The organism is Fictibacillus sp. b24 (assembly GCF_030348825.1).
In the GTDB taxonomy this organism is placed as follows: Bacteria; Bacillota; Bacilli; order Bacillales; family Fictibacillaceae; genus Fictibacillus.
Genome location: NZ_JAUCES010000005.1, coordinates 567,739 through 587,026 on the forward strand (window position 1 = coordinate 567,739; position 19,288 = coordinate 587,026).

Genomic DNA, 19,288 nt, shown 5'->3' on the forward strand with positions numbered 1-19,288 from the left:
AAAAATAACTATTAAAAAACCATTTCATGTATTATGATTTTTATTGGAGTTAAATTTAACCAAAAAAGGAGAATGGTACATGAAGCGCATCGTTTCATTGCTTCTAATCACATTGCTTGTGTTACATGCAGGTTTATTGAACGCCGGCTTAGCACATGCACAAACAGGCGAAGAGCTTGTCAAGATTGATAGTTTACAAGTTTCGCCAGGTAAAGTAAATGGAGGTGAAATGGTCACCTTTAGTCTCAAAACCAGCGATGAAAATGTAAAAGATATTATACTTTCATACATAAATGAAGAACAACAGAACAAAGAAATTAATCTTCAACATACGAATAATGGCTGGAATGGAGAATACAAGACCAGTGTAGCAGACAGCGGCAAATGGTCACTTTCAACCATTACGGCAACAAGTGAGAACGGCTATAAAACCATTTTGCCAGCATCTGCGCTTACAGATCAAAGTGCAGTGGATTTTGTAGTTGGTGAGACGCAAACCACTATCAAACAATCGGTCTCTGCAGAATTAACTCAGCCAACACAAGTGAGTTTTGATAAAGACTTTGTGAATGCTGGAGAAAATTTAACCATTCATGTTTCAACAGCTGATCAAGACTTAACAGAAGTATATGTACAGCTCAAAGGTCCTTCTGATGATTGGTTAAGTTATGAAGATCTTTTTCTAGAAAAGGATGAGAATGGTCAATGGTCCAAAACATTTACCTTAAGTGAGAACGAAGAACCAGGTGAATGGAAAGTTGAGCATATTCGTTTAAGAGCAGGTGACCAATCACAGGAGTTTAATTATTCTATTGATAATTATCCTGCTGAGTTTGGAAAGTACGAAGTGGATAACCCACACTACGACACAGAGGCTCCTGTTTTGACAGGAGTTAATTTTGAAAAAACATCTTTGGCCATTGGTGAAAAAACAAAAGTAACCATGACTGCACAAGATCAGTCAGGTATTAGCTTTGCCATGATGTCATTAACCGGACCAAATGAAGAACATCATTCGGTTTATTTTGAAATTGGTGAAGATGGCGTGTTAACAGGGGAACTGAATGATTCTGGGGAAATGGTGCAAGGTCAATGGAAAGTGACTTACATTTCTATGGAAGATTTGTATGGTAAAACGCAAAATTACTTTAGTGAAAGTGACTTTCCTGTTGAAATCCCTGCTATTCAAATAGGGGATGGGGGTGCTGAGGAAGAAGCGCCAACGGTAACGGCTGTTGAATTTGAAAAAAGTGATATGAAGCCGGGTGACACTGCCAATGTTTATGTTCAAGTGTCAGATTATACAAAGATCAACAACCTGACACTTAAGATTATGAGCCCTTCGGGGAACCAAACACTGGAAGTTACATTCTATGATTTGGAGTCAAATCATTTAAAACAAGCGATAACTCTTCCTGAAGATGCCGAACTAGGAGAGTGGCGAGTAGAATCTGCAAATATTTTTACAAATGAAGAAGAATTATGGACGTACTATACTTTAGAGAACTATCCATCATCCTTTCAAAAATTAAATGTAACGACTGATACAGATAACGATAACGAGCCACCAGTCCTATCAAACATTGAATTTAGCGAAGAAACAGTAAATGCCGGTGAGACATTGGATGTATTCGTAACGGCAGAAGATAATCTTTCGGGTATAGGTTGGATTTCTTTATATTTTTCAAATGGTGACGGGAAAGGTTTATCGATACATGCTTTTGAGAAACAGTCTGATGGTCGCTGGAAAGGCAGTATAGCCATTTCGGAGTACGCTAAAAATGAAACATGGTATGTTGAAAGTGTTTCTGCAAGTGACCAAAATAATAATGAGTTTTGGAAATCTTATGATTTAGAAGATAATCCATTTCCTACATTTACGATTTATAACGAAAACGAAGATGACACTCCACCAATTGTAAAAGGGGTTTCTTTTGGTAAAGAATCCGTTCCAGCTGGTGAAAGCAATACCATTAATGTTGCTGTTGAGGATTCATCTGAAGTTAACAGTGTAATTGTTTATTTAATAAGTGAAACAAAAAATAATTATAAGTCTCTCTTCTTAGATAAGAATGAAGCAGGTCAATGGACAGCAGACTTTGAGGTAGATCTTTTTACTGAACCAGGTACTTGGGAAATTGAAAGTATTTATGTAAGAGACGCTGCTGATAACTCGGAAAATTATTATTACTCTGACGAGTACTATCCTGAATATTTAAGCTCCTTTGCAGTCATTAATGAAGGATATGATAATCAGCCGCCAACAATTGTTTCTGTTGATTTCGAGAAAGAAACAATGAATGTGGATGAACATAATATGGTCAATTTAACAGTTGAGGATTCATCAGGAGTCGAATTTGCATCATTATCGCTCATTAGTCCTGCTGGTAATACCGAATCTTATGTGTACTTTCCAAACTATGAAACAAATAAACTATCAGAATCATTCAGTCTGCCTTATTACTCAGAACCAGGTGAGTGGCGCGTAGGTCAAATTTCCGTAAGAGATCGAAACGGTAACGATAAAACTTACTTTTATAATGAGGATAATTATCCAGAGCTTTTTGAGAGGTTACATGTAACGAACGATCAATTTGATGAACAAGCGCCAACTGTTTCTCACATTGAATTCAGCAAAGATACTTTTGTTCCTGGTGAAACGGTTGAGGTATTTGTTTCGGCTGATGATAACAAATCAGGAGTTAATAGTATTGATATAAATTTGACTGACTATAATGGTCAATATTTATGGGTTAATAATTTTGAGCAGCAATTCGATGGCCGCTGGAAAGGTACAGTAACCATTCCGCTAACAACGAAAAGTTCACAATTTCATTTATCGGGCATTTCTGTTTATGATGGGGTCTGGAACGAGTTCTATGCATACTACAATGAATTCGATATTAATCCTTATCCTTCATTTAATGTGTTTAATGAAAACGAAGATAATGATTCACCGGTAGTAAAAGAAGTGTCTTTTGCAAAAGACACTGTGCAGCCGGGTGAAAACAATACAGTATATGTAACTGTTGAGGATGCATCGCCTGTTGAAAGCGTTGAAATTCAATTAGTTAACGCCAGTAACAACACGTATATCTATGTGGAAACAACTCTTGTAGACAACCAATGGAAGGGAGAGTTTGATATAACGAACTCTACTCGACCAGGAGAATGGCTGGTTAGCAGTATTTACGTTCGAGATACAGCAAATAATTATTCAAGTAATTATTATTACAAGCATGATCATCCAAATAACATAGGTTTGTTTAACGTTATCAATGAGAACTTTGATAATGACCCACCGACCGCAGTTGCAGTTGATTTTGATAAAGATACTCTTAAGCCAGGTGAAATGGTAAACATTCAATTGGAAGCAGAGGATCTATCAGGCATTCAGTATGCTGCTATAGGATTGGCTGGTCCAAATAATAAAAACAATGAATATGTAGAGCTGTCTAATGAAGATTTATCAGGATCTTTTACAGTGCCAACCAACGCAGAACCTGGTAAATGGCGCGTCCGTTACATCACTTTGTTTGATACTAACAACAATGAAATAACGATTGATTACACTGAGGATCAATATCCTGAAACATTTGATACGTTTAGCGTGGATAATGAAAATTACGATAATGTGCCTCCAACCCTCTTAGACATAGAACTTAGTAAGAGTGAAGTCAATGCTGGAGATTCATTAGAAGTTTACGTTACGGCAGAGGATCAATCGGGGATTAATTCTGTTAACGTTGAGTTCTCTAACGGCGAAATGTCGCTGTATGTAAATGAATTTACGGAGCAAACAGACGGCCGCTTGAAGGGAACTGTTAACATCCCGGCTTATTATAAAAATGCAGAGTGGTACGTATCTTCTCTGTATGTGTACGACAAAAATTATAATGAATTCAGTAAGAATTATGAGAAAAACAACAATCCATTTTCGAAATTTACCGTTATCAACGATAATCCAGATGTAATTGCACCAGTTATATCAGAGGTCTATTTTGAGAAAGAAAATATAGAGGTTTCTGACTATAATACGATCTATGTAAAAATGACTGATGATTTTTCTGGAGTTGATTATGCGGATATTCAGTTGACTAGTCCGAGTGGAAATCAACATAAGTTTGTTTACGTTTGGGAAGAAGTTAATGAAGGCGTATATAAAGGCACCTTCAAGTTAAATGAATACGCTGAACCTGGCGTTTGGAAAATATCCGAAATCAGAGCTAAGGATCATAATGGGAACGAAACAACTACCACTTATAATCCAGGTCAGTATCCTGAACATTTAGGGTCATTTATTTTAACGAATAATAATTTTGACAGTGAGGCCCCTGTGGTAACAAACGTTCAATTCGGAACAGATCTTGTCACAGCCGGAAACTCTGTTGAAATTAGAGTTGAAGCAACAGATAATCTTTCTGGTATTTCCTATATAACAGTCGGATTAGAGAACGAAGCTGGGAATATGAAATTTATAAGTGGTTTTACAAACCAGGATGGCAAATGGATCAGCAATTGGGAGACTTCATCTTATTTGCAGCCAGGTGAGTATAAAGTTAAATATCTTTACGTGTCTGACAATGCAGGAAATGCATTCGAAAAGAATTATGATAAAGAAAATCCCGCAGGCTTTGACACCATTACCGTTGAAAATGAACATCCTGATATAACAGCACCTGTAATCGAAAGTATCTCTTTTACAAAGTCTGTTCTTCAGGCTGGTGAGACTGGTTATGCGAAGATCGTAGCCAATGATGATTTATCCGGAGTTTCACATCTTGGAATCAGTTTTAAATCCCCATCAGGTCAGGTTTTACATGTGTACAATGAGATAACGAAACAACTAGACGGCAGCTGGCTTGCAGAGTTTCAAGTTTCACCATTTGCAGAACCTGGCGAATGGAAAGTGAATTATGCTTACGTTTCAGATGTAAATGACAACACTAGATATTACGAATCAGAGGGAATTTTCGCAAGCACTTTTGATACTTTTACAGTTGAGAATGAAAATCCAGATGTAACAATTCCTGAGATTAAATCTGTATCGTTTGAGCAAGAATCCTATCAAGCTGGTGATGTGCTTAAAGTAACATCAGTTATTGAGGACGATCAATCTGGAGTAAAGGATGCAGGGCTCCATTTAAAATCTCCAGACGACTCTGAATGGATTTATGTAGAACTAACTAACAATGAAGGCAATTTGTATTATGGTTCCGTTCAGCTCCCAGATAGCGTCCAGCCTGGTGAATGGAAAGTTGGTTCATCTTTTGTTCGTGACCAAGCAACGAACAGAGGTAATCATGATTATTATGAAACGTATCCTGATACTTTTGGTAAATTCCAAGTGGTTAATGATCATTATGTTCAAAAGCCGAATGTGAACACATTTAATGAAAACTCTACGGAACTATCAGGAGAAGCACTGCCAGGGCATGAAATTCGTATATATGATTTTCATGAAAATGTGATTGGCACTGGCACCGCAAATGAAGAAGGGAAGTTCTCCATTACGATCCCTAAACAAGCTGCTGGCACTGAATTAAAAGTAACAGCAACGAATTCAGAAGGAAATACAAGTAATCCAAGATATGTGTATGTAGAACACGTGTCAATTATGGAACCGCCAGTTGTTTATCCGTTTAGCGACCAAGATACCATTCTTTCTGGAACGGCAGAAGCGAATACATCTGTATCTGTTTTTATTGAAGAAAAGTACTATTATGCAGATGTAAATGAAAATGGTGGATTTTCTGTAGAAATCGGCAAACAAAAAGCGGGAACAATGATTGAAGCGGTAGCTGAAGACAAGGAAGGCAACCGTATAAGTGAAGCTGTTAAAATCACGGTTCAAGACAAAACAGCACCAGATAAACCTGAAGTTAATGAAGTGGATGAAATCGATACAACGGTTACTGGTCTTGCAGAAGCAGGATCAATGGTAACTGTAAAAGCTGAATCGACATTACTTGGAACAGCGCGAGCATCAGAAAATGGAGCTTTTTCGGTTGCGATTGTAAACCAAAAAGCTGGTACAAAACTTACAGTTACTTCAATGGATAGTGAAGGAAATGTAAGTGAAGCAGCGGAAGTGACAGTTGTTGATACAACTGCTCCAGAAAAGCCGTTTTTAAATGAAGTTGGAGACAGCGATGTGCAAGTAACAGGTACTGCAGAAGCAGGTTCATCTGTCACAGTAAATACAGGAACAACAACACTCGGAACCGCAATAGCGTCAGATAATGGAACATTTATTGTCTTAATTGAAAAACAAAAAGCAGGCACGAAACTATCTGTAACTGCAACAGATATATTTGGAAATAAAAGTGAAAAATCTGAAATAACAGTAGCAGATAAAACAGCTCCCAATAAACCAGTTGTAAACGAAGTCGGTGATAGCGACGTTAAGGTTACAGGTACTGCAGAAGCAGGATCAACAGTGACCGTGAAAGCTGGAACTACAACATTAGGAACAGCAACAGCCTCCGAAACTGGAGTGTTTTCTGTAGAGATCGCAATGCAAAAAGCTGGTGTTAAGCTTTCTGTAACAGCGTTGGATGTTTCTAATAATGAAAGTGAAGAAACAGGAGTTACTGTAATAGACAAAACGGCACCATTAAAACCAGTTGTTAATGCAGTGGATGACAATGACGTGATAGTGACTGGAAAAGCAGAAGCAGGCTCAACAGTGACGGTTAAAGCTGGCACGACAACACTAGGTGCTGGTGCTGTATCTGATACAGGTAGTTTCTCTGTTACCATTGCAAAACAAGCGGCAGGTGTGAAGTTAACGATAACGGCTCAGGACGCTGCAGGTAACGTAGGAGAAGAAACAGAGGTTACTGTAGCGGATAAAACAGCTCCACCAGCTCCAACGGTGAACACGGTTGATGATAACGACTTGAAAGTAACAGGAAAAGCAGAAGCGGGATCAACTGTAACAGTGAAATATGGAACAACTACACTTGGAACAGCTACTGCAACAAGTACGGGGACGTTTTCTGTGACTATCGTGAAGCAGAAAGCAGGAACAAAGCTTTCTGTGACCGCAACAGATGCTGCGAAAAATACAAGTAGTGCGACTGCAAAAATCGTAATCGATAAAACAGCTCCAACAGCTCCGACTGTGAACACGGTCGATGATAACGATTTGAAGGTAACAGGGAAAGCAGAAGCAGGGTCGACTGTAACAGTGAAATCTGGAACCACTACACTTGGAACGGCTACTGCAACAAGTACAGGGACGTTTTCTGTGACTATCGTGAAGCAGAAAGCAGGAACGAAGCTTTCTGTAACAGCAAAAGATAAAGCGAAAAATACAAGTAGTGCGACTGCAAAAACCGTAATCGATAAAACAGCGCCTGCAGCACCGACAGTGAACACGGTCGATGACAACGACTTGAAGGTAACAGGAAAAGCAGAAGCAGGATCAACTGTAATAGTGAAAGTCGGAACACTTACACTTGGAACAGCAACTGCAACAAGTACGGGTACTTTCTCGGTAACCATCGTAAAGCAGAAAGCAGGAACAAAACTTTCTGTAACAGCAACAGATACGGCGAAGAACACAAGTAGTGCGACTACAAAAACCGTAATCGATAAAACCGCGCCTGCAGCACCGACTGTGAACACGGTTGATGATAACGACCTGAAAGTAACCGGAAAAGCAGAAGCAGGATCAACAATAGCGGTGAAGGTCGGATCAACTACACTTGGAACAGCTACTACAACAAGTACGGGTACATTCTCCGTAACCATCGTAAAGCAGAAAGCAGGAACAAAACTTTCTGTAACAGCAACGGATAAAGCGAAGAATACAAGTACTGTAAGGTCTGTAACGGTAATTGATAAAACCGCGCCTGCAGCTCCAACGGTGAACACGGTCGATGATAACGACTTGAAAGTAACAGGAAAAGCAGAAGCAGGATCAACAGTAACGGTGAAGGTCGGAACAACTACACTTGGAACAGCTACTACAATAAGTACGGGTACATTCTCCGTAACCATTGTGAAGCAGAAAGCAGGAACGAAACTAACAGTTACAGCAACAGACAAAGCGAAGAATAAAAGTACTGCAACAACCAAAACGGTTATTGACAAAACTGCTCCAAACGCTCCAACTATAAATAAAGTTGATAACAACGATCTAAAAGTAACAGGAAAAGCAGAAGCAGGTTCTACGGTAATAGTGAAAGTAGGAACAAAAACGTTAGGGTCAGCAAAAGCTTTGAGCAATGGAACATATACCATTAAAATAGCTGCGCAAAAAACAGGAACAAAGCTGACAGTAACAGCTACAGACACGGCAAAAAACGTTAGCAAAGGAACAGTAATAACAGTAGTAAAAGCATAAAAAGCCACGTAAAACCCTTTTCTCTTATTGAGAAGAGGGTTTTTGCTATATATATTTAAAAAGATATATTCATTTTTAAGAAAATATTGTAAGATATGATAAGTTGTTATTTATTGGATTATAAAAGAGGAGATTTATGTTGAACGGTTTTAAAATCATGCCTAAATGCATAAAAAAAGCGATTCGTTATATATATCAAGATGCACCTTATGAGAATTTGTTAGAGATTCAAATGCTCGTAAATTCAGCTATAGAAAAAAGATTAAACGAGAGTAAAAAATAGAGATAGAGAGTTACCATAAAATGAGGCGAGCCTGTTAGGTACCTCATTTTTTTAATGCTCAAAAAGTGATCTACACCATTTCTGTTACTATTTATCTACTACTCTGGTATACTATATTTTGTAAATAATTGTATAAGTTGGTGGATAATGAAAAAGTATTTAGTTAGTTTGCTAGTCGTTACCCTTGTTATGGGCTCTATTTTTTTTACAAAACCGAAAGAAGCCTACGCTGCTGATCCAGTAGTGTCTGTGTCTTTAAACATGTACATAAAAAATGCTACTGCTCTCTCCTTTTTGCCAAAAGGCACTTATAAGGTGACTGAAAGTGGAAAGACGTTGGGCTCCGGAAAGAAGTACACGATTAAAGTGGTAAAAGGAGAACTACACCTCTATTACGGAAGTACGCTAGTTTCGAAAGGCAAGACCCTTACCGTTAAGCCTAATGTGGTTGCAAGTACACATCTTATGACCCTTTACGGCAATAAGACACTCTCGTATTTAGGAACGATGAAGTTTACTATTGAGAGTTCTAAGTATATTCGCCCGATTAATACTCTACCTTTGGAGGAATATATTAAGGGTGTTGTACCTGGTGAAATGGATTCTAGCTACCATTTGCAAGCTCTTAAAGCGCAGGCTATTATTGCAAGATCTTACGTGATGTATAGGTTGAATGCAAAAAAAGCTATAAATGACACACCAAATATTCAGCATTATACAGGTTACGATTCAGAAAATAATAAAACCGATAAAGCGATTATGGAGACGAAAGGAAAAGTCTTAACCTATCAAGGGAATGTGGTAGAGGCTGTATATAATGCTTCAAATGGCGGCTATACAGAAACAAATCAAGGCGCTTGGCCACGAGTTGGCGCTCCTAAGCTGCCGTATTTTACGGCTAAGCCAGATACGTATGATAGCAAAATAGCTTGGACTAAAACGTTTTCTAGAAAACAGATCTCTTTAGTAGGAAAAAATTTAAAAAAGCCAGAATCTTGGTGGGGAAGTGTAGTTGAGAAGGATAAAGCTTTAGCAAATGTATTAAGAGGGAAACTAACAGCTTCAAATCAAACGTCTAAAATTGTTGAGATTACTTCTGTTGCACTTCCTAAGGAACGAACAGAAGGCAAGAGGTTGTTGCACGTAGCTTTTTATGTGAGGTATTACATTAAAGATGCATCCGGTAAGGTCTTGAAGAATACTAATGGTGAGGCAAAACTGTACGGAAAAAAAGTTACCATAACGGCAGACCAGTTTACGAGTGCACTTGGGTTAACAAGCAAGTATGTAACGGGCTTAAGTAAAACATCAACACTCTTCAAAGTAATAGGCCTTGGTAATGGGCATGGGGTAGGGCTGAGTCAGACAGGTGCCAATGCAAGAGCGAAGGCTGGATGGGGCTATCGCGAAATTCTAGCTTTCTATTATCCAACTACGACTTTAAAGAATGACAAAACGTCATCCATTCCTTCAGCTCTTCAGGTAACGGGAACGGTGAATTATGAAGGTGTTAACATTCGGAAATCAGCCACAACATCATCCGTTTCCTTAGGCAAGGGTAAACTAGGACAAGCTGTAACGGTCCTAGGCAAGACGAAAGAATGGTACAGAATTAAGATTGGGTCGCTGACAGGATACATGCATGAAGAATATGTGACAGTGAAGCAGGAATTAGCTTATAAGAATGGTATTACGCCGATCACATCTGGCAGAATTCAATACTTGGGAAGTGCTCTTGTAAAAGAAAAGAATACCATTTATGTTCCACTTGCGGGCTTATCCAAGCGTTATGCTATGACTACGAAAGTATCAGGATCTACCATTTCGATCACATCTGGAACGCGAAAAGTTACAGCTTCTCTTGTTAGCAACACCGCAACGGTTAATGGTGTTAAAAAGATGTTAAGTGTAAGACCAAAGACGATTAATAAAGTGGTGTATGTGCCTGCGTCGTTCTTGAGTGAAACAGGATTAGCATCTTATTATGAAGAAAAAGCAGAAGGCGCACTATGGATTAATAGATAAATAGAGGAAGCTGGCTCAAAAGGTGCATAAAGTAACCTTTAGTAGTCAGTTTTTTTTGATGATGTTTTTTAGGATGGAAGTGTTCGTGTAAAGGTAAGGTGAACTGGATGTGCGTGAAACCAGGGCAAACATTGTGTAAAAAATTCTTTTCTTCACTTTTTACAGAACACTTGCTTAAGTATGCTTGTATTGCCCCTATGGAGTTAGACTGTAGCGGGTCATGACGCTTAAAAAAACGATCCCCTGTAATAAAAATTCTCATTTTATAAATTAAACCATAGATATTAATTGAATAATCCAATAAATCAAACTAGATATTACATTAACAATAAATGTATAATAATGGTATAAAATGACGGAAGGAATTATTTCTGTGGATAAAAGCAAGAAAGAACATAGTGGTTTTTCTGATTCTGTAATTGGAGCTCAGACCACTGAAGCAATAGAACGTTATGGGCGGGCAACTTCTGAATACATAAAAGGTTACAAAGGTAAGCTTGTGAATGGGGTTGTTGTAAAAAAAGGATTGAAGCAGGTTTCTAACTCTCGTGTACATCCTGACTATATAAAACAGAATCTAAAGCAACAAGCGGGTTTTTCAGCAGAGATTGACTATGTAAATCAAAAGAATGCTGAAAATATAATTGATAAGAAGAAAACGCGTTTTCATCGTTCCAACGATATCGGCAGAGGAAATGACCCTCAGATTGATATTCTCTCAATCGATGAATTTGGTAATCCTTCTTATGGGGCACAGATGAAATTTTGTGGGAAATTTAGAACCCCTGAAGAAGTGAGCGAGAGTTCCAAACAGTTAGTGAATAAATTGACGGGTAAAAAGTGGACAAAATATCGAGGGACTAAAGTTTTGGTTCCTAAAGAACAATATGAGATTGCGAAGAAATACGCCGAAGACACGGCCAAAAAGTTATCGGATAAAGCTGATCAGTTTAGAAACCAAGGTAACTTTGACAAAGCAAACCTACTTGAGGAAAAAGCAGCAAAGTATTTACAAGTCTCGAAAGATTTAGAGAACAGTGGGATCACATCAAAAGAAGCCGTATTTATACGAAAACACCCAAAGCTTACTACAGCCAAACATGTGGCGAAGACTGCGCATCGATCGGGAATGGAGAACGCTAAAAATGCAGCCGTCATTTCAGCAGTAGTCTCCTCTGCACAAAACATTACGAGTGTATTTAGAGGTGAGAAAAAGACAGTTGATGCTGCGAAAGACGTCGTAAAAGATACAGGAGCTGGGATGGTAACAGCTTATGCTATCGGTGCTGGGGATACAGCTATAAGGGGTATGCTTGCATCTAGCAAGACTCAAGTTCTTCAAAACCTCTCCAAATCAAACATGCCCGCCATGATTGCAACAGCATCCGTTCAAGTCGGAAAATCCCTGGTTCGCTATTCCAAAGGAGAAATCGACAGTTTGGAATTAGCTCAAGAACTTGGCGAAAAAGGGACAGGCATGATGGCAGCTAGTTTTGGTGCTGCTGTGGGAACGGCAATCTTACCAGGAATCGGGACTATCGTCGGGGGGATGGTCGGTTACATGGCGAGCTCAACTATCTATAGTTCGTGTATGCAGGTTTTAAGAGAGGAACAGCTCTCTTTTGAGCGACGAGAAAAAATTCATAAGATTGCGACGGCTGCTATGGACGCAATGGAATCCCAAGGTGAAGATTTATTACAGTTAATTGATCAGTTTTACGAAAATCGATACAAAGTATTCTCCGATAGCCTTATGACTATCCATTCTGCAGGATTAGAAAATAATATCGAGAGGTTTACAGAAGGATTGAATCAGATAGCGCTTGAGATGGGAAAATCGTTAAAGTTTAAAAATTTTAATGAGTTCGATCACTTTATGATAGATGAAGAAAAAGCATTAGACTTTTAAAAATCGGAGGAAATACAAATGCCACTACCATTGATACCCGTAATAGCAGCAGGTATTGCAGCTGTTACAGCTGCAACAGGAGTTAAGAAAGGGCTAGACGCTAAACGTGATATGAGTCAGGCGAAAGCTCTGAACGCATCGTCACAAGATATTGCAAAAGAATCAGAGGAGTTTCTTTTAAAAGCAAAGATTAAAACGAATGATGCAATAAAAAAGCTCGGTCAGGAGAAGATACACGTACTTTCTTCTTCCATTAACGACTTTGTTATTCATTTTGAGAAAATCAAAAACATTAATTTAAAGAGCAGCACAGGAATTGAAGAGTTAAAAGATCTTCATCCTTCAAGCGAGAACTTTAAACAATTGAAGAAAGCTTCATATGAAGCAAAACAGATTACAGTGAACGGCCTAGCTGCTATCGGATCAGGTGCACTCCTTGCATACGGTACTTATAGTGTAGTGATGGGGGGATTAGGTGGTTTGTTAGTAACGGCAACCACAGGTGCCACTCTTTCCTCCCTAACTGGTGTAGCAGCAAGTAACGCGACACTTGCTTGGCTTGGTGGTGGTGCCCTCTCAGCAAGTGGCTTTGGAATGGCTGGAGGAATGGTGGTCCTTGGAGGGTTAGTAGTTGGACCAGCTCTAGCGATTGGTGGTGTCATATTTGCGAGTCAAGCCAAAAGTGCCTTGAATGATGCCTATGGTAATTACGATAAAGCAAAAGCATTTAAGCGTCAGGCTTATAACATCGGAACAGCGTTAAAAGGAATCTATACCCGAGCAAACCAACTGACAGAACTTTTAATCGCACTTAATCGACACTTTATTGACCATGTAATTAACTTGGAGAGAATCATTGATGAGTACGGAGTAGATTGGACAGATTACACTGCCAAACAGCAACAAGATATTTATAAATGTGTGCAGTTGGCTCAAACCATTAAAGTTATCTTGGATAGTCCCTTACTGAATCAAGAAGGTCAGTTAGATGAAGTATCTATGAAAATAGTTGAACAAGGTAACCAATACCTTCGTTCTTTAGCACAAGTATAATTCCTAATAATCCAAATCCTGCAAAAGGAGTCTATAATATGAACAATCGAAAATTAGCTCTACTTAATAAGTTTGAAGAGTTATTTGGCTACGTGCCTGGAAGTGATTATGCCCCACGTGTAAAAAATGCTTGTGCTATTATCTGCCAAGGGAAATATACTAGCGAAGACCTTATAGATATTACAGACACCAGCGTCTCTAGCAACGGAAGATCTGGACTTGTACTCACGGTTAATTCTGTGTGTATAAGGGATTCTGCCAATAGCACAACAAAGTTCATCGCAAAATATGAGGACATTGATTATACATTTATCAACGAAGATCGATTCTTAGGAATGGATATATCTGCACTGGAGCTCAACATGAAGTTTGGTGAAATGTACAAAATTTCGATTGATGCAATAGATAAATCACGTTTGATGGAATTCATCGACTATGCAATCTCATTGTATGAAGAAGACATCGAACTCGTATGGTAAAACCAACATTACAGTCCCCTCTCAACAATTTTGAGAGGGGTTTTTATATATCATAAATAAAAGAAAGTACGTACTTAAAGAGAGTTGTGGTTTTATACTACCGAACAGGATACTCGCTCACTGCGAGGCGTGTGCATACCTCCTCGATGACCTCCAGACCATAAATAAGACCTCTTTTATAGTCCATATGTAATAGGAAAAAAGTTTTGTGGATGTATTATAAAATTTGGAAATTTGCCGATTAAATAAGAGAGTAAAAAACTTGTTCACATTATAAGTCTAAAGGGGATTGTGTATGAAAAGGATCGGCTTATTGTTTATTGCATCTGCATTTTTATTGGGAAGCAGTTGGACTCATGATAGAGTGAATGCTGCCGGTGATTCAAAGGAAGTTTTAAATGTGCAGAGGACAGATCGAGTTATCGTTAAGCTCAAAAAACCTGCAGAAAAAACAAATATAAAAGGCATGGAAGTGCTGGCGAGCCAAGAATCGGTAAAGGAACCGATTGTAACAGTAGATGTTCCAGATGGTAAAAAGCTAGATTCATATATTAAAGAGTTAGAGAGTCGAGATGATGTAGAATATGCAGAACCAGATCATCTCATTAAATTAGACTATACGCCAAATGACTATTATTTTGACAATCAATGGCATCATCAAACAATCGAAACAGAGAGTGCATGGGATCAGACCAAAGGTTCTTCTAACGTTACCGTAGCTGTTATTGATGACGGTATTGATTTAAACCACTCTGATTTGAAGAATAAAATTGTCTCACCGTACGATACGGTTAATGACTCATCTACTACGCTGACTGCGGGGGATCATGGTACACATGTTGCTGGGATTATTGGCAGTTCCATTGACAATTATATTGGGACGGCAGGTGTGGCTCCAAATTCTAAAATTATGCCTATCGATGTTTTTACAGGTGATGGGGCATACTCCTCTGATGTTATTGAAGGAATTTATTATGCAGTTAGTAATGGAGCGGATGTTATTAACATGAGTTTAGGCAGCTCTAATTATAACTACTCATATGATGCTGCTATCCAATATGCACATGATAGTGGAGTAGTCATTGTAGCGGCAGCAGGTAACTCTGGAACAAGTACAATGCATTACCCTGCAGCTTATGACAACGTAATTGCGGTCGGTTCAACAGATCAATCCGATGTGCGCTCTTACTTTTCAAATTATGGTTACTGGGTAGACATAATGGCTCCAGGTTCGTACATTTATTCAACACTGCCTTATTCTTCATACGGTTCCATGAGCGGTACATCAATGGCTTCACCGGTTGTTGCAGGAGTAGCGGCTCTACTTTTAGCCAATGAGCCTAACCTTTCTAACGATGAAGTAGAACAGCGCTTGTATGATTCAGCCGATTACTTAGGTTCATCCTATTATTATGGATATGGAAGAGTTAATGCTAGGAAAGCACTAGGAATCGCTGAAAAAATTGCTTCACCAACTGTTTACTCTGTTTATGATTATGATACTTCTGTTACAGGATATACAAGTGGATATGATAATTACGATATTGAAGTAACAGATGGTCAAAAAGTAATTGGAACGACCGATGATTATGGCTATTTTTCGGTGACTATACCTAAGCAAAAAGCTGGAACAAAACTTTACGTAACGGCAAAATCAGGTGATAAGTCTAGTGATGCTGTAGAAATAACGGTTCAAGACGGTACAGCTCCAACAGCTCCAAAGGTTAATGAAATTTCGGACAAGCATAAAACGATAACGGGAACGGCTGAAGCAGGAGTTACCGTTTATGCAATGATTGGAGATAGTACTTATTCTGCTGCAGCAAATACCAAAGGCGCATTTTCTATTACCATTCCGCTTCAAAAAGCGGGGGCAACTGTGTATGTATGGGCAAAGGATTCTGCTGGTTATTATAGCAGCACGAGTACATATACGGTAAAGGACAAAACGGGACCATCAGCACCAAGTGTTAATGATATTACAGAGAAAGCAACAAAGGTAACAGGAAAGACTGAAGCAGGAGCAAAAGTTTCTGTTAAAATTGGTACAAAAACTTATACTGCTACTGCATATAGTACAGGATCATTCTCTGTAACTATCCCTTTACAAAAACCAGGAACAGCAGTTGAAGTATGGGCTACAGACAAAGCTGGTAATAAAGGCTCGGTAAAAAAGGTTACCGTAAAAGACACAACACCACCAACAGCACCCACAGTGGGTGAAATCTCTGATAAATCAACACAAGTATCGGGTACGGCAGAAAAAGGTTCTACTGTTACAGTCAAGTTCGGTTTCAATACGTATTCCACAGTAGCTGGAGATGGGAAATATGCGGTTCCCATTTTCTTACAAAAAGCGGGAACTGTCTTTGAAGTATGGGCTGTAGACGCTTCTGGGAATAAAAGTAAAGTTACAAAAGTGACGACAAAGGATAAAACAGCTCCAAAATCACCTGTCGTAAAAGCAGTTACAAACAAATCTACGAGTGTAACGGGGACAAGTGAAGCAAACGCAACGGTTATTGTGAAAATCGGAAGCAAGAGCTATTCAGCAAAGGCTGCTGCAAACGGAACTTTTTCAGTGAAAATTCCCGTACAAAAAGCAAAGGTAACGCTAACTGTGACCGCAACAGATGCTGCCAAGAATGTAAGTACTTCCGTTAAAATAATTGTAAAATAAAACTTTCAGTTAGCTATGCTTACCGTAAATACAGTTAATACTACAACCAAAATGGTTACGGGTAAGACAAAAGCTGCAGCGGTTGTTACGATTAAGGCTGGAACTAAAGTGATCGGAACTGGAACGGCAGATTCAAAAGGCAACTATAAAGCAACCATCAAGGTGCAAAAGAAAGGAACGACTTTACAAGTATCGGTGAAAGACAAAGCAGGGAATGTAAGTGCAGCCCGTGCTGTAAAGGTAGTATAATATGTAGACCCAGAGAGCTATCGTTCTCTGGGTCTTTATTATGGAGCAATAAATTATGAAGTAAATATGAAGCAGGTTAAGTGTTTATCTGTTTTTTGTAAAAGTAGATTAATCACCTGTTCTTTCTAGTATGATGAGTTATTATGCGAATCAGAAATGAAGAAGAGGTCACTTATGACAACTTTTACTCTAAAAAAACATTATCTTACATTAAGCCTTTTTCTTAGTATAATCGTGCCTCCCGTCGGTATTTTCCTGTTATTGTTTATTGGGTGGTTCCACTTGCACAAGGCATGGAAAAAAGGCGAGAAGGTAAAGTTAACACTAGGTTTGTTTTTGCTAGGCTGCATGTTTGTTTCCACAATATGTGCATCCATCGCAATGAACAATTATTCATATTTTTTAGTGTCTGCATTGATTCTTGCTTACATGGGTTTGTATATGAAAATTGCAAACAATCGCTTGAAAGTATTTCGCTCGTTTAAATATGTTGTTATCTTTGGCGGCGTATACTTTTATGGAATATACCCCTTTCAGCAGTGGATGATGGAAATGCCAGTATTAAGTTATTTTACAGGTGCAGCGCTAATCGGAACGGCGGGGATAGATCCGCAGCAATATACGAGACTGATCGGCTCAACGTATAATCCAAATTTTTCTGTTGCGCTGCTGCTTTTGGGATTATCCTTTCTTTTTGCTGATTGCTTGAAGAGTCTTGAGAAAGGTACGTATACTAAATTATCCATTCAATTGGGTGCTGTCTGCATGTTCAGTCACGCCATTTTATTAACGGGTTCCAAAGCAGGATTCGTTACAATGCTTATTATATTTGTTTTCTTTTTACTCAAATGGAACAAGTGGATTTCTGTTGCACTTATTACTTTGATGCTACTAAATATTCCGTTGATCACAAACTTGATGCCAAGAAGTGACGAACTGCTTGTATCTGCAGAGATAAGAAAAGAAATATGGAGAAATTCTATTAACCTGTGGCAAGGACATTCTTTGTTCGGAGTAACACCTATTGGATTTTACGAAGGATATTATTATCGTTTCAGTGAACATGTTCCCCATGCACATAACATGATTATAGGGTTTTTTACAGAGTATGGTGCTTTAGGCGGGATAGCTTTGCTTATGGTTTTATTTATAAATGGATATAAGATCGTTTACTTGGCTTTGTCGGTGAAAAATAACAAGATCTATCTCGATCACTTTTTGCTCTCTTTACCTGTAATTTTTTTAACAGGTATTTTTGATTATGTATTATACTCTCCACAGGTTGCCATCATGATTGTGACACTTTTAGCATGCTGGGATCAATATACGGCGAAGGTTTCGTTAACTAGCATTAACCTTGTTCAAATAAAGACAAAAGTAATGAATCTATCTTTTTTTAAGAGTAAGAAAACAGCGAACGAACGATTGGGAAAAAGCGAGTAGTAAATAGGAGCGTAAACGTTAACAAGCCCCTGATGTTAAAGGGGCTCACTGTTCTTATCTTTTTTCAACTTCACATCATGTTTCTTCGCCAATTTTTCTACATCCGTTCGATAATCCCTCATCATTTTACGAGCGGTGTTCAGTTTCTGGTTCGCCTCGTTGATCATGGCGCTGTCTTGGTTTTCGATTGCTGTCGTAATTAACAAAAACGCGCTCGCTTGTATGTTTGCCGCCTCAATATAGTCTTCGTGAATTTTTCGGAGTTCCTCTGTTTCGATGTCCACCGCTTCTAGATCACTAATAAACGCGTTGTACTCGGGGATAATCTCTAATTTCAGCGCATCGTAAAGTGTGTAATCATCCGTGTAGTTTATGCCGGTCACATCCGCATATTTTCCCACAATTTCTGTCTCGTCATCAGCTAATGCAGGCATCTGTTCGTTCACATAGTTTAGCAGGTCATCCTGTATCGGGTCACCGCACCCTGAAAGGATAAAAATGAACGTGAGAATACTCGCTAACACACATTTTTTCATTAAATTCATCAGCCACCTCCCTCAATCACTGTATTCATGGTGAAAATTGTCCTATGACTGTGTAATTGAAGTGAGTTTTACGTAGGTGGAGTGGTGTGGTGCGTGAAAAATTGTTGCAGCTGAGGTAAACACCTCAATCTTGCGCGAATGTATAACAGATAATACGCTGAAGTGATGGGCGACTATTGGAGATAAAACCGATTTAGCGATGATGATATGAAAATCGGACCGATCTTCAAAGACGGCAAGTATCTGTTTAATGAAAAGATACCGAGGTT

The 19,288-nt window shown here is 38.7% G+C and carries 10 protein-coding genes; 9 read left to right on the plus strand and 1 reads right to left on the minus strand.

Annotated features, from left to right (window positions below; genetic code table 11):
• The first annotated feature begins 79 nt into the window (after window positions 1-79).
• From QUF49_RS02945 to QUF49_RS02985, 9 genes are all read left to right on the plus strand, one after another.
• Complete coding sequence (locus QUF49_RS02945; RefSeq protein WP_289494254.1) at window positions 80-8,353, plus strand: Ig-like domain-containing protein; 8,274 nt, start codon at window positions 80-82, stop codon at window positions 8,351-8,353.
• 157 nt (window positions 8,354-8,510) lie between these two features.
• Window positions 8,511-8,636: a hypothetical protein gene (locus QUF49_RS02950; RefSeq protein WP_289494255.1), complete on the plus strand. Its 126-nt coding sequence runs from the start codon at window positions 8,511-8,513 to the stop codon at window positions 8,634-8,636.
• Window positions 8,637-8,783: 147 nt separating this feature from the next.
• The gene (locus QUF49_RS02955; protein ID WP_289494256.1) at window positions 8,784-10,661 is read left to right on the plus strand and encodes a SpoIID/LytB domain-containing protein; all 1,878 of its coding nucleotides are present in this window, start codon (window positions 8,784-8,786) and stop codon (window positions 10,659-10,661) included.
• Window positions 10,662-11,034: 373 nt separating this feature from the next.
• A complete protein-coding gene (locus QUF49_RS02960) occupies window positions 11,035-12,570 on the plus strand; it encodes a hypothetical protein (RefSeq protein WP_289494257.1) in 1,536 nt (511 codons plus the stop codon).
• Window positions 12,571-12,588: 18 nt separating this feature from the next.
• A complete protein-coding gene (locus QUF49_RS02965; protein WP_289494258.1) occupies window positions 12,589-13,623 on the plus strand; it encodes a hypothetical protein in 1,035 nt (344 codons plus the stop codon).
• Window positions 13,624-13,661: 38 nt separating this feature from the next.
• The gene (locus QUF49_RS02970; protein WP_289494259.1) at window positions 13,662-14,102 is read left to right on the plus strand and encodes a hypothetical protein; all 441 of its coding nucleotides are present in this window, start codon (window positions 13,662-13,664) and stop codon (window positions 14,100-14,102) included.
• Window positions 14,103-14,397: 295 nt separating this feature from the next.
• Window positions 14,398-16,782: a S8 family peptidase gene (locus QUF49_RS02975; RefSeq protein ID WP_289494260.1), complete on the plus strand. Its 2,385-nt coding sequence runs from the start codon at window positions 14,398-14,400 to the stop codon at window positions 16,780-16,782.
• Between the two features lie 15 nt (window positions 16,783-16,797).
• Window positions 16,798-17,031: an Ig-like domain-containing protein gene (locus tag QUF49_RS02980; protein WP_289494261.1), complete on the plus strand. Its 234-nt coding sequence runs from the start codon at window positions 16,798-16,800 to the stop codon at window positions 17,029-17,031.
• Between the two features lie 282 nt (window positions 17,032-17,313).
• Window positions 17,314-18,474, plus strand: a complete 1,161-nt coding sequence (locus QUF49_RS02985) for an O-antigen ligase family protein (protein ID WP_289494262.1) — start codon at window positions 17,314-17,316, stop codon at window positions 18,472-18,474.
• Between the two features lie 35 nt (window positions 18,475-18,509).
• Here QUF49_RS02985 and QUF49_RS02990 read toward each other — a convergent pair whose 3' ends face one another.
• Window positions 18,510-19,019 carry a hypothetical protein gene (locus QUF49_RS02990; RefSeq protein WP_289494263.1) on the minus strand — a complete coding sequence of 170 codons (510 nt, stop codon included), beginning with the start codon at window positions 19,017-19,019 and terminating at the stop codon, window positions 18,510-18,512.
• Window positions 19,020-19,288: the final 269 nt, after the last annotated feature.

Coding starts and splice junctions, on each gene's coding strand:
- QUF49_RS02965 (WP_289494258.1), top strand. CDS start 12,589: ATGCCACTACCATTGATACCCGTAATAGCAGCAGGTATTGCAGCTGTT.
- QUF49_RS02955 (WP_289494256.1), top strand. CDS start 8,784: ATGAAAAAGTATTTAGTTAGTTTGCTAGTCGTTACCCTTGTTATGGGC.
- QUF49_RS02970 (WP_289494259.1), top strand. CDS start 13,662: ATGAACAATCGAAAATTAGCTCTACTTAATAAGTTTGAAGAGTTATTT.
- QUF49_RS02950 (WP_289494255.1), top strand. CDS start 8,511: ATGCCTAAATGCATAAAAAAAGCGATTCGTTATATATATCAAGATGCA.
- QUF49_RS02980 (WP_289494261.1), top strand. CDS start 16,798: ATGCTTACCGTAAATACAGTTAATACTACAACCAAAATGGTTACGGGT.
- QUF49_RS02990 (WP_289494263.1), bottom strand. CDS start 19,019: ATGAATTTAATGAAAAAATGTGTGTTAGCGAGTATTCTCACGTTCATT.
- QUF49_RS02975 (WP_289494260.1), top strand. CDS start 14,398: ATGAAAAGGATCGGCTTATTGTTTATTGCATCTGCATTTTTATTGGGA.
- QUF49_RS02945 (WP_289494254.1), top strand. CDS start 80: ATGAAGCGCATCGTTTCATTGCTTCTAATCACATTGCTTGTGTTACAT.